Raw genomic sequence first — 14,851 nt, 5'->3', positions numbered from 1 at the left:
TTAGATATTTTCGGATGTTATTATTGCTGCTTGTTTTTGAATGGTTTGTAAAAGACAAAAGATCACGCATAGAAGAGAAGTGATCATGGAAATGAAGATGATCATTGACATGCCGAATTGATTGATCACGATTGCTGAAATCGAGGAGCCAACGGCTTGCGAAAACTGAATGATTGATCCAGATAAGGAAACGATGAAGTTGGAGCGTTTTTGGCTTACAACATTAATTCCTGTATTGAGCTGAAGACCGATAAACCATCCTGTGATCATCCATAAAAATACGTATAAAATATTGACCACCATGTTGTTTTGGGTTATGAAGATTAGAAAGCCAACAAGAATCTGCAACTCTGTTCCATACAATAAAGCGCGCGCAAAGCCGATCCGATCACAGATATATCCGCTGATTGAATTTCCAATCAAAGCGCAAGCTCCTACAAATACAAGGATTCCACTTGTGTATGGTTCGATTTGTGGGAATAATTCAATGAGATATGGTGTAAGATACGTATAAAAAGCTCCATATCCAACAAAGACGATGAAAGAAGCAAGAATGATACTCCATACTTTTGGAGTTGTGAGCAGCTTCCATTCTTTGTTCAGATCGATTTTCACGGTATTTGTTTTTGATTCTGGCAATAAGATCGTATAAGCCAACAAACCTCCTCCCATCAAGATGACTAAAACAAGATAGATCATCTGCCATGAAAAGTATTCAATCAAGATTCGGCATAGGGGAATACCGATCATAAGCGCTGCGGAAGCGCCAGAAATCAACAAAGCGATGTTTCTTCCGACATTCTTATTAGAGGATAGCGATGCGATAGTCGTTGTGGCAATCACACCATATGCGGTTCCAAACAATCCAGCCATAAAACGAGCAAACAATAAGATTTGAAAGTTGTTGGTCAAGAATGCCGTTAAACAGTATTCCTGATAAGGAAATGATGAAATTCATGATAATGAAAACAAACATTATAAGTGGTAGATTTTTTTTGCTTCATAAGAATTTCCTTTCTGCTTACACGGTTATGATATGGATTCTTTATTTCCCTGTGTAATCGTTCTTTTCTATATGTAAGCATGCACAAAATGAATACAAGAAAGAGCGAGGATCTTCTTTTATGGTAGAATGGGAGCATGAATGAAATAGATTGGATGAAAAAAGCAATCTTGCAAGCAAAAGTGGCGATGAAAAAAAACGAAGTACCGATCGGATGTGTGATCGTAAGGGATGGCAAGATCATCGCTCGCGCTCATAATTTAAGAGAGAGTCAGCAGATCGCGACAAAACACGCAGAATTGATCGCGATCGAAAGGGCGTGCAAGAAGCTTAAAACTTGGCGACTAGAAGATTGTGATCTTTATGTGACTCTAGAACCTTGTCCTATGTGCGCCGGAGCGATCATTTTATCGAGAATTCGTTCAGTGACGTTTGGAGCCTATGATCCGAAAGGAGGATGCGCAGGTTCTTGCACTGATCTTTTTCACGTGAAAGGATTTAATCATTATCCTGAAGTACACGGGGGCATCCTCGAAGAGGAATGCGCTCAGCTTCTCAAAGATTTTTTTAGGCAGAAGCGAAAAGAAAAAAAGAAGAATCGCTTATGATCGTTCTCCTCGATGGAGAACATTTTTTTTAGATAGATGCGTGATATACTTTAAATACGAATTGAAAAAGGGGGATCTATTCATGTCCTATCAAGCGTTATATCGTAAATATCGGCCGACCTCTTTTGATGAGGTCGTTGGGCAGAAGCCAATTATAAAGACGTTGCAGCACGCGATCAAAACAAATCGGATCTCGCATGCGTATTTGTTTTGTGGTCCAAGAGGAACAGGAAAGACTTCAATTGCTAAGATCTTCGCGAAAACTCTCAATTGCGAAAACCTACAGAATGCGCCTTGCGGAAACTGTCATAATTGCGAATTGGCGAAACAAAACGCGCATCCTGACGTTATTGAGATCGATGCGGCGAGCAATAATGGAGTTGATGAAGTACGTAATTTGATCGAGCGAGTAAAATACGCGCCTATGGAAGGAAAATACAAAGTCTATATCATTGACGAGGTTCATATGATGTCAACAGGGGCATTCAACGCTTTATTAAAAACGATCGAAGAACCGCCCGCGCATGTGATCTTTATTTTCGCCACGACCGAAGTCAATAAAGTGCTGCCGACCATTATTTCTCGTTGTCAGCGTTTCGATTTTTCGAGGGTCGCGAAAGAAGATATCGTCTATCGTCTCGATGTCGTCTGTAAAGAAGAAAAGATCAAGATCGATCCGGAGGCGCTAGAATTGATCGCCGAGTTGAGTGATGGAGGAATGCGGGACGCTTTATCGATTTTAGACCAATGCATCGCTTATAGTGAAGATGCGATCACCTTAGAGGATGTACGAACGATCTATGGCGTCGTGACCAAAAATGATCTAGGAGATCTATTGAATTTATTGTATGAAGAGAAGGTCGATGACACGATTCAATTCGTTCATAAGATCCGGATGAATGGATTTGACTTAAAACGTTTCACAAATGATTTTATCCATATCTTGAAGAATAGTGTTATTTTTAATTATTCGAATCAAACGACTTTGATCGATCCTTCAACAAAAAAAATCATACAATCTAAATTTATGAATATTCCGATCGAATTTCGGATACATCTGATGGATCTTCTGATGGAAACATATACGAAATATCCGTACGCCAGCAATATATCGGATTATCTGGAAGCCGCTCTTCTCAAAAGTATCTCAAAATCCTATATTTCTAAGGAGTATAAAAGTATAAATCAGACGGAAAATGGGGTGAAGAAAGAAGAGATCGGATCGGATATATCCTATGATATAACACCTGAACGAGCAGATATTTCTAAAAAAAATAAAAAAATGCCTAAAAATAACGCAGATTTGGACGTAAAAGAAATATATGATGTTTCACGTGAAACAAATAAGAAAGAAGAATCATCTGAATTTACAAACGAAAAAATCAGATTTTCGACAGACTTTTTACTCTCCTTATTAGTAGGTGCTGATAGAAAATTAAGACAAAAAGAATCTGAACAAATGATAGGAATGGAAGATTATTTAGTCGATATCGAATATGGAAAATTCGCGTCTTCCTTGCTTCATTGTGATCTCATCGCTTCGGGTGAAAATTACAGTATTATAAAAGTCAATAGCGAATTGGAAGCCAATGAGATCAATGAATTGGAAGAAAATTTTGGATTTGAACATTTTATGTTAAAATTGGTTGGAAGAGAAAAGAAGATTTTTGCTATCACGAATGAACAGCATAAAGATCTAATAGAAACGTTTCGCCAAAGAAGAGCGAACAACACGCTTCCGAAGGCAGCAATCATTGAGTTGAAAAGTATCGTTCAAGAAGAGAAAGGAAATTCAGAAGAAGAACAATTGAAGAAAGTATTTCCAAGTATCCAATTTATAGAAGATTGATAGAAATGGAGGATCTATATGTATCCAAGAGAAATCGAAGACTTGATTTTTGAAATGCAAAAGCTACCAGGTGTCGGATTGAAGACAGCGGAACGTTTTGCGTTCACGATCTTAAATTTATCAAAGGAAGATCGAGATCATTTCTCAAAAACGATCAAAGATCTCGATCATATCAAGCATTGTAAAGTATGTGGGAACTTAACCGATCACGAAATATGCTCAATATGTGAAAATCAGAATAGAGATCATAATATGATTTGTGTTGTATCTCAACCAAAAGACATTTTAACTTTAGAAAATATGAATTCATATGAAGGTGTTTATCATGTATTGAATGGTTTGATCAACACATCAAAAGGGATTCTTCCAGATCAGCTAGATATTGAGAATTTGTTGAAACGAATCACACCAGAGACAGAAGAAGTCATATTAGCGTTGGATCCAACCGTAGAAGGAGAAACAACGGCTCTCTATCTTCAAAAGCTATTAGAAAATCATGTGAAAGTTTCTAAACTCGCATCTGGAATTCCGATGGGCGCACATCTAGACTACACCGATTCAAAAACATTAAGTCGTGCGTTTGAAGGAAGAAAATAACGAATTCAGATCAATCATAGGAGAAATACAGGAATTTGCAGAAACGATTCCTGTATTTTTTATTGAATAGGATAATTGTATGAAAAAGATGATCGTTGAGATATAACATAAATGAATCACTTATGATTTTCCTATTTCTTATTACATAGATTAAATTCCAAATAACTTATTCATAGGAAAAGAAAATTTAGAAAATAAAGCCAATTGATTAGAAATTCTATTTAATATGAATTGGATAGGAATTAGAATATTTGAAGCGTAAAGAATCATGGAAAGTTAAAAGTAGAAGTAAACCACACTTTTTACTTTCATCTAAAAATCATAGAGATATCGCATTCTCTTAGGAATGATCATAGGATATATTACACCACTTAATATTAACGTATCCATAATTTTTCTTAAAGAATATATGAATTCCTACCCTTATAATCATAAAAATCGATTCAATTTCTTCTATTTCTTACTAATCATGTGAATAATATATGAAAATTCATATATGAATATGATGGACGATTTCAATAAAATTCAAATATATGAGATTATCCCTTGCTTTTTTTCTTCGTTTCTGTTTTTATATGGATTGTTTGTATCAAAAAAAGTTTCCTATGACAATCTTATGAAGCACGAGTAAATTGACCAATGTGCTATACTATTTTCACGTGAAACGAGAAAGGAGAGCTGTATGAATATATCCAATTCGAAAGATCCGATCGATGTTTATTATGATATGGAAATCGCGCAGATCTGCGAACATTTTCATAAATCACGAAATACAGTAGATAAAGCGGTCGCGAAGCTAATCAAAGATCATCCAGACAAAGACTGGAAATATAAAAATCCTGAAACTCGAAGGATCACGATCCGGGCAGAAGGGGTCGAATGTTTATCAACTTATTTTAGAAAAGAGAAGCAAGAAATCTCAACCGTAGAGATGGAATTGCGATATGAAAATGAAAAGTTAAAAGCGATCATAGAAGAGAAAGAGAAGGCGGCTCTTCAAATCGAACAGCTCTACAAAGAACGTCTTCTCTTGGAAGTTGAAAAAAGCCGTCAATCATTTTTATTGGAAAATAAAAACAATGAACAGAAAATATCTGAATTAGAATCGGAAAATCAGAAATTGAAAGATGAAATCACAACTTTGAACGATTTAAAACGTTCGAATGAAGAAATGAAAAGAAAAGAAGAAGAATACAATTCAAAATCCTTCTTCTATCGTTTGCTTCATAAAATTTAATGTTGTTGATCGATCATGGCTCTTTGCAGTTTGCTAGGGCCATTTTTTGTATATTGGATACCAATTTTATTGAGAAACACATTCAGGTCATGCACACCATCGTGATCAACTTTATATTCATATTCTAATTCATAATCCATCGAATGTTCAAATTTGTTTTCATCTAAACAAATTTGCGCATCTTTCGTATTGAGGATATGACGAATCGTTGAAAATTGAACGATTGGAGCAACATGCTCTTTCGAAATTCCATATTGTTTGAGCCAATCCAAGATCTCTGGATCCTCGATCGATCGAAGATCGTCTGTATCGACATCTTTTTCCAGTTCGATCAAGGTGATCGGATCGATCCTCTTTTTTAAAGTAAAAATAGTACGATCTTCGATCTTGCGGAGCCGTAAAGCGCCATTCATTTTTTTCACACGGTGATCCACTGTGTCGTAATACGTATTTGTTTGTCGGATCGTTATCGGAAAATCATAGGAGTTGAGTAAGGATTCAAATTGATCCTGGGTGAGCATGATCTTTAATTCACGTTCTTTATTTTTTAAATCTTCAGCCATAGTATCTCCTTCTTTAAAAGAATGGTACAATGGATTCAGAAAAGACAGGTAGTAATATGATACGATTTACGACAATTATTCGAGATGACGAACATTCTCGCAAGATCAGCTCTCTGATCCGAAAAGAATGTGAAGCGATCGGATGGATCTATGACGAAAAAGAACCTACGGTCGTGATTTCTATAGGAGGAGATGGCACGCTGCTTAGAGCGATCCATCACTATATAGACCAATTGGATCAAATCGGATTTATCGGGATCCATACAGGAACCCTAGGATTCTTCACAGATTATACGCAATCTCAGATTCCATTGTTTTTACAAGATGTTAGCCACAATCCTCCAAGTTATGACGAGTTCTCACTTCTAGAACTCACTTTAGAAGATGGTCAAGTTCTCTATGCGTTTAATGAGTTTAGGATCGAATCGTTTTCGAGAACACTCAAACTCGATATTTATATCAATCATGAATTTTTTGAACGTTCTACAGGTTCGGGAATTTGTGTATGCTCACAATCCGGATCGACAGCGATCAACCGGGCATTAGGAGGTGCGGTGATCGATGATGGACTTTCTGTCATGGAACTTTGCGAAATCATGCCAATCAGTCATAAAGGCCATCATTCGCTTAAAAATCCATACATTATGCGGGATGATCGAATCATTACGATTGAATCCGAAGAAATGGACGAAGCCCAGCTTTGTTACGATTATTTTGAACGATCGTTGCGAGATACAAAAAAAGTCGAGATCAAAACATCTACAAAAAAAGTACGGTTTTTTCGATATCGACCGTACTCTTATTTAAAACGTCTAAAGAACCTATATTAAGCTGCTAGGTTCTTTTTTTTACTTTCGGTTCAGCGTTGGCGATAAAACCAAAAGCGATGAAGTAGGAAAGAATACTGCTGCCTCCATAGGAAATGAAAGGAAGGGTGATCCCTGTGATCGGCAATAAACCAACGATCATTCCTAAATTCTGCATCTGCTGGTAAAACAACATCGCGATAACACCGATCACGATCAATCGATCCGTGCGGTTTTTTGTTGCATACGCGATCTTGCACAAATAAAGATCCAACAATATACAAGAGGCCAAGATCAAAGTCGTTCCGACCAAACCAAAACTTTGACCAAACGCCGCGAAAATAAAGTCGGTTTGCGCTTCTGGGATCGCGATGATATTTGGCTGCAAACCATATCCAAAAAATCCAGCAGAACCTAACGACAACAAAGCTGTATACAATTGATTCGAGCTGCCCCGGATATTGCTTTCTGGATCAAGCCAAGCATCGATCCGTTGCAAGCGGTAATTGGAAATGATCGAAGATAAAAAATCGTGTTGGAAGAAATACAAATAGAAAAATAAAGCAACCACAAAGATCAACAATCCAAACAAACCATAAATATATTCTTTTCGGATCCCCGAACATAAGATCATGACTAAGATCGTGAAACCAATAATGATACAAACTCCCGTATCCGGCTGTAAAAAGATCAAGATCAATGGCGGAAGCAGCACTTTCGCGATCTCCCATAACATCAAAAAATCATCCTTTGGACTCGGATCGCGATGAGAACGTTGAAACTTCGTGATCGTTCTAGCGCATAAGATGATCAAAACGATCTTGATGAACTCGCTAGGCTGAAAGCTTGATATAAAAGGGATCCTAAACCAAGAAACCGCTCCATTGATATCGGGAGCCAATGGCAAATGAAAACCAAAAAAACGAATACAAAGCATCGATAAAAACAAATACACAAGGCATATCATCAAAAAATTATAAGCTGGCTTCATATACCGGAATAAGATCCGATTGTTGAAGTGACTAATCAAAAACATCACGAAGAAACCAACCGCATACCATACGATCTGCATCATCAAGTAACGACTCCCTGAACCGGTCGATATAAGATTGAATGAAGTGTACAATGCCAAGCTGCTCAAAAGACACATCCACAACAAAATGAGGATCAAAGTGAAATCGAGCTGGATCGTCATTTTTCCAATTTTGATTGTCCGCTTCATCAAGAACCCTCCTTCTTTTAAGTAACTTTTATCATACCACAGAATCGATGAAGCTAAGCATTTCAAAAAGTATTTGCTATAATAACTCCATGGATAAGAAAAAATACACTCCAATGATGCAGCACTATCTTCAATTAAAAGAAGAAAACCCAGATTCGTTTTTATTCTATCGACTCGGGGATTTCTATGAAATGTTTTTTGAAGACGCGAAACTAGCCTCTCAAGAACTCGATCTTGTATTGACAGGAAGAGCAGCTGGAAACAATGAAAAAGTTCCGATGTGCGGTATTCCCTACCATGCCGCCAAATCGTATATACAAAGACTCATCAAGAAAGGATATAAAGTCGCGATCTGCGAACAGCTCTCCGATCCAGCTACCTCGAAAGGACTTGTTGAACGCGGGATCATCAAGATCATCACGCCAGGCACATTCATGGATGAAAACCAAGAAGCTAGCCGTCTTAATTATTTAGCCGTCCTTCATCCTTCTGCTTTCAACATCACGATCCTTCTTGCCGAATTATCGACAGGAGAATTAAGAGCTCTTCAAATCGAAAGATCGATCGTCGCACTTCAAAAAACGCTACTCGAAAACGAAGTCAAAGAAATCATCATCGAAGCGAGCTTTGATAAGAAATGGCGCCAAGCGCTCGAAGAAATGGATCAATTTGTGATTTCGACCCAAACGCGTATCGATCTCGAACAAGAAGATGAAGCGCTCTTGGTCAACCAAGACCAGCATATCAAGATCGCTCTGCAGCTATTGATGGGCTATTTGAAAAAGACCCAAAAACAACATATCGATCATTTTTTACCGATCACGTTGGACCAAAAAAAAACGATCCTTCAAATGGATTATGAAACGAAACTCCATCTCGAACTTCTAGAAAGCCGCTCAAGCTCGAATAAAGCAATCTCGCTCTATTCGTTCATGAATCATACGCAAAGCGCAATGGGATCACGAAAACTCAAAGACTGGATCTCGCACCCACTCTATGATCAAAAAAGGATCGAACAGCGACAAGACGCTGTCGAACAGCTCATCGATGATTTTTTATTGCGCGAAAATATGAAAGAACATCTGACATTCATATACGATATGGAACGATTAGCTTCTCGTATCGCTTATGGAAACGCGAGTCCACGCGATGTTCTTCAGCTCGTTTCTTCCTTAGAACACGCTGCTCCGCTCATGGACTACGCCTCAAAACTAAACGCGTATCCTGAATTCAAGACGATCGATCGCGGACAAGCGCTCTATGAACAAATCAAGAACGCCATTCAAGAAGAACCAAGCCTAAATCTCAAAGAAGGAGGCGTCATACAGCAAGGATATAGTCAAAAACTTGATCTTCTACGAGAGAAAGCAGAACATGGACAATCTTTTATTTTAGAGCTCGAAAATCGAGAACGAGAAAGGACAGGCATTAAATCACTGAAAGTCGGATACAATCGTGTCTTTGGCTACTATATCGAAGTCCGCAACACCAATCTAGACAACATTCGGCCAGAATTTGGCTATATCCCAAAACAAACGTTAGCCAATTCAACACGATACGCCACGCAAGAACTCAAAGAACAAGAAGAATCGATCCTTCATGCTAAACAAAGCATGATCGAACTTGAACAAAAACTGTTTGACGATCTATTGAAACGGATCAAGCAAGACTTGTTTATGATCCACGCTTTATCCTCCGCGATCGCCACGCTCGATGTGCTTCTTTCTTTAGCGATCTTGGCGAGTCAAGAAGGCTATGTTCGACCAACCTTTCATTCAAACCAAGCGATCCACGTGGTCGAAGGAAAGCATCCGATCTTAGCAAAACGCATTAAAAACTATATTTCCAACGATTGGCAAATGCCTGAACAAGAAACGATCCAGCTGATCACAGGACCCAATATGGGAGGGAAATCAACCTATATGCGTCAAAACGCGCTCTTGGTGATCATGGCCCAAATGGGAAGCTTCGTTCCAGCCAAAAAAGCCGACCTTCCTCTATTTGATCGGATCTTTACCCGAATCGGCGCGAGCGACGATCTATTGACTGGTAAATCTACATTCATGGTCGAAATGATCGAAGCCAATTACGCCCTTCAATACGGCACAAAGCATTCGCTGATCTTATTCGACGAGATTGGTCGGGGGACCGCAACGTATGATGGCATGGCCATCTCGCAAGCCATCATGGAATATATCGATTCGGCGCTTCAAGCCAAAACGCTCTTTTCGACCCATTATCACGAATTGACAGACTTGGCCCAAAGTCATGGATCGATCAAAAATGTCCATGTCGATGTCAAAGAAAAAAACAATGAAGTCGAATTCCGATATCGGATCTTGGAAGGAAAGGCCGATAAATCGTTTGGAATCAATGTCGCAAGACTTGCTCATCTTCCTTCGATCGTGCTTGAACGAGCCAGCCAGCTTTTAAAAGGCTATGAATCCAACCCGACGATCCAAGAACACCAGCCAAGCTTGTTCATTATGGACGAAGTCAAACCAGAAAAGTCAAAGCTGATCGAAATGATCCACGATCTCGATGTCGATCAGCTCTCTCCGCGAGAAGCGCTCGAATGCTTGTATGAACTCAAAGCGCTCCAAGAAGAAATGGAGGAATAAGTATGTCAAAAATCCAAGTTCTCGATCCCCACATCAGCAATATGATCGCAGCAGGCGAGGTCGTAGAGCGTCCAGCCAATATCGTAAAAGAATGCGTGGAAAACAGCATCGATGCGCATGCCAAAGAAATCTCGATCGAAGCGTATGAAGGAGGAATCGATAAGCTCGTCATTCAAGACGATGGGGAAGGAATGTCGAGGGAAGATGCCAAACTCGCTTTTCTGCGACACGCCACAAGCAAGCTGAAAGATGAGGATGACTTATTCAATATTCAGACGATGGGATTTCGAGGGGAGGCGCTTCCTTCGATTGCCGCTGTCTCGAAAGTCGTGCTCAGCACGAGCGATGGAGACGAAGGAAGTCGCATCGAATATGATTATGGCGAATTGAAAGGACAGGAATCGATCTCGATCCCGCAAGGAACAAAGATCGAAGTCAGCGGACTCTTTTATAAAACACCCGCCCGATTTAAATATTTACGAAAAGCAAGCTATGAGTTTTCAGTCATTGCCGATCTCGTCAATAAAATGGCGCTTTCCCATCCAAACATTCGATTTCGACTTTTTCACAATGATCGTCTCGTCTTTCAATCGAGTGGAAAAGGAAATGTATTGGAAATCTTATATCAAATGTATGGAAAAGAAGTTGCAGAAAACGCTGTTCCATTCAAGGCGAAAAACGAGACTTTCAAACTTTCTGGCTACGCGATCCAACCAAAGATCAATCGGTCGACTAAGTATTTTATTTTCTTGTCGATCAACGATCGTCTCGTTCGCTCGATTCCGCTCCAAAACGCGATCATTGAAACGTATCATAATTATATGCCGCCGAATCGTTTTCCGATCGTTCTGCTCAATATTGATGTAGATACCCAGCTTGTCGATGTGAACGTGCATCCGAATAAATGGGAGGTGCGCATCGCCCAGCAAAACGATTTGATCCAGCTGATCAAAGAGACGATCAATGCCGCTTTTACAAAAGAGCTCAGGACCGTCGAAATCTCGCCCCAAAAAGAGAAGGAAAAAGAAAAGAAGGTCGTGCAGCCATCGCTAATGGAAGAGATGAGAGAAGAAGTGCAAGAAGTCGATCCGATTGAAAACGTCTATGAGCAAAGCATGATTCCAAAAAAACAGCCTACAATTTTAGAAGAACTCAAAGAAGAAGTGCGCGAAGTCGATCCGATCGAAAATGTCTACGAGCAAGAAGAACCGTTCCAGCCGATAATATCGGAGCAATCGTATGAGTATCCTATTCCGATTCCCAAAAAAAAGGAAAAGGGACACGCTTTCTTTGACCATTTGCGCATTATTGGTCAGCTTCGCTCCTCATATATTCTTTGCGAAAATGAAGAAGGACTCGTCGTGATCGACCAGCATGCTGCGCAAGAAAGATACCACTATGAACAGCTTCAAAAAGAATTGATGCAGCTCGATCCTAAAAAACAACCGCTTATGCTGCCATTGCAAGTCCATGCCAGTCCTGCCTTGATCGCCCATGTGGATACGATCAATGAACAAACAGAACCATTTGGCATTCATTTTGAAGTGTTTGGCTCAGATCGTCTCATCGTTCGTGAGATCCCTCTTTGGATGCAATGCGAACAAGAAGAAGAATTTCTAGAGCGGTTGCTCGATTTCTTCATGGAACATCTACGAGTCGATATCGCCCAGCTTCGCAAACATATCGTCGCGACGATGGCGTGTCATTCTTCGATCCGCTTCCATCGCGACTTATCGAAACAAGAAATGGAACAAGTGATCAAGGATCTGCAAAAATGCGAACAGCCGTATCATTGTCCGCATGGACGTCCTACTGTGATCACTTTGAGCGATTCGATGCTTAGAAAGGAATTCGAACGTGGATAAGATCAAAGTTATAGCGATCGTTGGACCGACTGGCTCAGGCAAAACAAAGATCTCGATCGAACTTTCAAAAAAGCTGGATGGAGAGATCATTTCAGGCGACAGCATGCAAGTCTATCGAAAGATGGATATTGGGACCGCCAAGATCAAAGAAGATGAAAAAGAAGGGATCCCCCATTATTTGCTCGATATCCAAGAGTATTCACGACCGTATAACGTATGTGAATTTCAGAAGAAATGCCGCGAAGCGATCGAAACGATCCATCAAAAAGGAAAGCTTCCGATCATTTGCGGTGGCACAGGACTTTATTTAAAAGCGGCTTTATACGACTATACTTTTCAAGAAGAACAAAAGGATGAAGCGTATCGTCAAGAATTAGAAACAAAGACCAACGAAGAATTGTATCAACTTCTAAAAGAAATCGATCCCAAAAGTTTAGATTCGATCCATGTCAACAATCGCAAGCGTGTGATCCGCGCGCTCGAAATCGCGCATTCAGGGAAGAACAAGAGCGCCATCGAAGAGGCGCAAAACCATGAACCGATCTATGATGTGCTTTGGATCGGGCTCGATATCGATCGAGAAAAGCTTGTCGAAAAGATCGATGAACGCGTTGATCAAATGTTTGAAGAAGGCCTCGAACAAGAAGTGGTCGATTTGTTTTCCTCCCCACGAACATGGGAGTATACGAGCTTCCAAGGGATTGGCTATAAAGAATTTAAACCGTATTTCTTAAAAGAAGCTTCCTTGGAAAGCGTAAAAGAAAAAATCAAAATCCATACCCGCCAATACGCTAAAAGACAAATGACATGGTTTTCAAGACAAGTTCCTGTCCATTGGTTCGCATCGGATCAAATAGAAAAGATCGTAGAGAAGGTGAGGTGCTGGTTGAATGCCTGAATTAGAACGGGCGAGTTTATTGTTAGGAAAAGAAGCCATCGAAACACTTCAAAAAAAGACCGTCCTCGTCGTTGGCGTGGGAGGCGTAGGGGGAATGTGTGTAGAAGCGCTAGCTAGAAGCGGGATCGGTTGCTTGATCTTAGTCGATAAAGACACGATCGAAGAATCCAATATCAATCGACAGCTCATCGCCAACTTTGATACACTCTCCCACAGCAAAGTAGAAGAATGGAAAAAACGGATCCATCTTCTTTCCAAACGATGCAAGGTGATTGCCTTGCATACGTTTTACGATGCTTCTCTCAATGAGACTCTTGATCAATATAAGATCGACTATATCATTGACGCGATCGATTCGATCTCTTCCAAAAAAGATTTGATCGCGTATGCCTTGGATCGACACATTCCATTTCTCTCGTCGATGGGCATGGCAAGAAAAAAGGACATCAGCAAGCTGAAAGTAATGGAAGTCGAACAGACAAGCTATGATCCGATCGCCAAGCAGATCCGAGTATGGAAGCGAAAACAAAAGATCCGGGAAAAGATCATGGTCGTCTCTTCCACCGAGATCCCAGTTTCTGTAGAAAGCGGGCAGCCTTTGCCGAGCATGATCTTTGTACCAGCCGCCGCTGGTTTGTTGTTGGCGGATGCGTGCATCCGTTATTTAAGTAGTCATCCTCAATGAAAAACGTATTTATCATTCATGGTCTAGCGAAGAAAAAAGCGATCGTCGATTTAATGAAGCAAATCGAACGATTCGATCCAAACGTGCGAGTCTATCCAACACGCTATCTCAATCATGCTCAAGAGATCGCCTTTCAGCTTTCTCAAAATAGACAAGAAAGGATCCACCTTTTTGCTTGCGGCGGGGATGGCTTGCTTCATGAAGTTGTCAATGGGATACGAACATCAAAAAACATCCTCCTCTCCGTGGTTCCTTTAGGAACAGGAAATGATTGGATCAAATCGTTTCCGGCCTATAAAAAACAAGATTTTCAAAAACTATCCAATTATAAAGCACCTTTTATTCAAGTTTGCGATCTAATGAAGATCGAGCAAGAATACGCGATCAATACGATCTCGTTTGGCTTTGATGTCCGCGTCGCTCAATACGCCAATCAATACACGAAAAAACTGATCCACACAGGAATCGTTCCCTATTATTTAGGAATGCTTAGAAGCTTGTTCAATCCGATGGGCTTTGAATGCCAGCTGACGTGCGATGGGATGAAGCTTCCGAATGCGAACTATTCATTTCTTGTTTTTGGAAATGGAAGATTTTATGGAGGTGGCTACCAGCCTTGCCCAGAGGCGAAGCTGGATGATGGAAAGATGGATCTTTGTATGATCGAAGGCGTTAAAAAAAGCCAGATCTTTCTATTCTCAAAATCATATGAACGAGGCGAACACCAAGAAAAATTTCCAGAACGTGTTACAATGGGAAAGGTGAAGCGTGTGCAGATCGATACGAAAGGCCGTTTTTTAGAAGCGAATCTCGATGGGGAAGTCAAAGCCTTTCAAGATCCGAACATAGAGATCGTTCCCAACGCGATCCTTTTAGCGCTGCCAAATATTGAATAAT

13 protein-coding genes are annotated in these 14,851 nt (G+C 40.1%); 10 read left to right on the top strand and 3 right to left on the bottom strand.

Features of this window, described 5'->3' with window-relative positions:
• The gene (locus BO225_RS01760; RefSeq protein ID WP_076340564.1) at positions 1-912 is read right to left on the bottom strand and encodes an MFS transporter; all 912 of its coding nucleotides are present in this window, start codon (positions 910-912) and stop codon (positions 1-3) included.
• A gap of 228 nt (positions 913-1,140) precedes the next feature.
• Between BO225_RS01760 and tadA the strand changes: the two genes are divergently transcribed.
• The 4 genes from tadA (at position 1,141) to BO225_RS01740 (ending at position 5,294) form a co-directional block, all read left to right on the top strand.
• The gene (gene tadA, locus BO225_RS01755) at positions 1,141-1,611 is read left to right on the top strand and encodes a tRNA adenosine(34) deaminase TadA (RefSeq protein WP_076340563.1); all 471 of its coding nucleotides are present in this window, start codon (positions 1,141-1,143) and stop codon (positions 1,609-1,611) included.
• Positions 1,612-1,693: 82 nt separating this feature from the next.
• Positions 1,694-3,460, top strand: coding sequence for a DNA polymerase III subunit gamma/tau (gene dnaX, locus BO225_RS01750; RefSeq protein WP_076340562.1), 1,767 nt, complete (start codon positions 1,694-1,696; stop codon positions 3,458-3,460).
• An 18-nt stretch (positions 3,461-3,478) separates the two neighbouring features.
• A complete protein-coding gene (gene recR, locus BO225_RS01745) occupies positions 3,479-4,057 on the top strand; it encodes a recombination mediator RecR (RefSeq protein WP_076340561.1) in 579 nt (192 codons plus the stop codon).
• A 682-nt stretch (positions 4,058-4,739) separates the two neighbouring features.
• On the top strand, positions 4,740-5,294 hold the full coding sequence (locus BO225_RS01740) for a hypothetical protein (RefSeq protein WP_076340560.1): 555 nt from the start codon (positions 4,740-4,742) through the stop codon (positions 5,292-5,294).
• Here the strand turns inward: BO225_RS01740 and BO225_RS01735 are convergent.
• Complete coding sequence (locus BO225_RS01735) at positions 5,291-5,857, bottom strand: CYTH domain-containing protein (RefSeq protein ID WP_076340559.1); 567 nt, start codon at positions 5,855-5,857, stop codon at positions 5,291-5,293. The genes BO225_RS01740 and BO225_RS01735 overlap by 4 nt on opposite strands.
• A 29-nt stretch (positions 5,858-5,886) precedes the next feature.
• On the opposite strand from BO225_RS01735, the gene BO225_RS01730 reads away from it, so the two are divergent.
• Positions 5,887-6,687, top strand: a complete 801-nt coding sequence (locus tag BO225_RS01730) for an NAD(+)/NADH kinase (RefSeq protein WP_233120270.1) — start codon at positions 5,887-5,889, stop codon at positions 6,685-6,687.
• A 4-nt stretch (positions 6,688-6,691) separates the two neighbouring features.
• Here BO225_RS01730 and BO225_RS01725 read toward each other — a convergent pair whose 3' ends face one another.
• On the bottom strand, positions 6,692-7,885 hold the full coding sequence (locus tag BO225_RS01725; protein ID WP_076340558.1) for an FtsW/RodA/SpoVE family cell cycle protein: 1,194 nt from the start codon (positions 7,883-7,885) through the stop codon (positions 6,692-6,694).
• 89 nt (positions 7,886-7,974) lie between these two features.
• Between BO225_RS01725 and mutS the strand changes: the two genes are divergently transcribed.
• The 5 genes from mutS to BO225_RS01700 are packed head-to-tail and all read left to right on the top strand — an operon-like array spanning position 7,975 to position 14,850.
• Complete coding sequence (mutS, locus tag BO225_RS01720) at positions 7,975-10,506, top strand: DNA mismatch repair protein MutS (protein ID WP_076340557.1); 2,532 nt, start codon at positions 7,975-7,977, stop codon at positions 10,504-10,506.
• Positions 10,507-10,508: 2 nt separating this feature from the next.
• Positions 10,509-12,371, top strand: a complete 1,863-nt coding sequence (gene mutL / locus BO225_RS01715) for a DNA mismatch repair endonuclease MutL (RefSeq protein ID WP_076340556.1) — start codon at positions 10,509-10,511, stop codon at positions 12,369-12,371.
• On the top strand, positions 12,364-13,269 hold the full coding sequence (gene miaA, locus BO225_RS01710) for a tRNA (adenosine(37)-N6)-dimethylallyltransferase MiaA (RefSeq protein WP_076340555.1): 906 nt from the start codon (positions 12,364-12,366) through the stop codon (positions 13,267-13,269). The genes mutL and miaA overlap by 8 nt, the downstream gene beginning before the upstream one ends.
• The gene (locus tag BO225_RS01705) at positions 13,262-13,954 is read left to right on the top strand and encodes a tRNA threonylcarbamoyladenosine dehydratase (RefSeq protein ID WP_076340554.1); all 693 of its coding nucleotides are present in this window, start codon (positions 13,262-13,264) and stop codon (positions 13,952-13,954) included. The genes miaA and BO225_RS01705 overlap by 8 nt, the downstream gene beginning before the upstream one ends.
• Positions 13,951-14,850 carry a diacylglycerol/lipid kinase family protein gene (locus BO225_RS01700; protein WP_076340553.1) on the top strand — a complete coding sequence of 300 codons (900 nt, stop codon included), beginning with the start codon at positions 13,951-13,953 and terminating at the stop codon, positions 14,848-14,850. The genes BO225_RS01705 and BO225_RS01700 overlap by 4 nt, the downstream gene beginning before the upstream one ends.
• Position 14,851: the final 1 nt, after the last annotated feature.

Source organism: Dubosiella newyorkensis (assembly GCF_001945605.1).
GTDB lineage: Bacteria > Bacillota_I > Bacilli_A > Erysipelotrichales > Erysipelotrichaceae > Dubosiella > Dubosiella newyorkensis.
The sequence above is the reverse complement of the archived record's forward strand: the minus strand, read 5'-3'. Positions and strand labels throughout refer to the sequence as shown.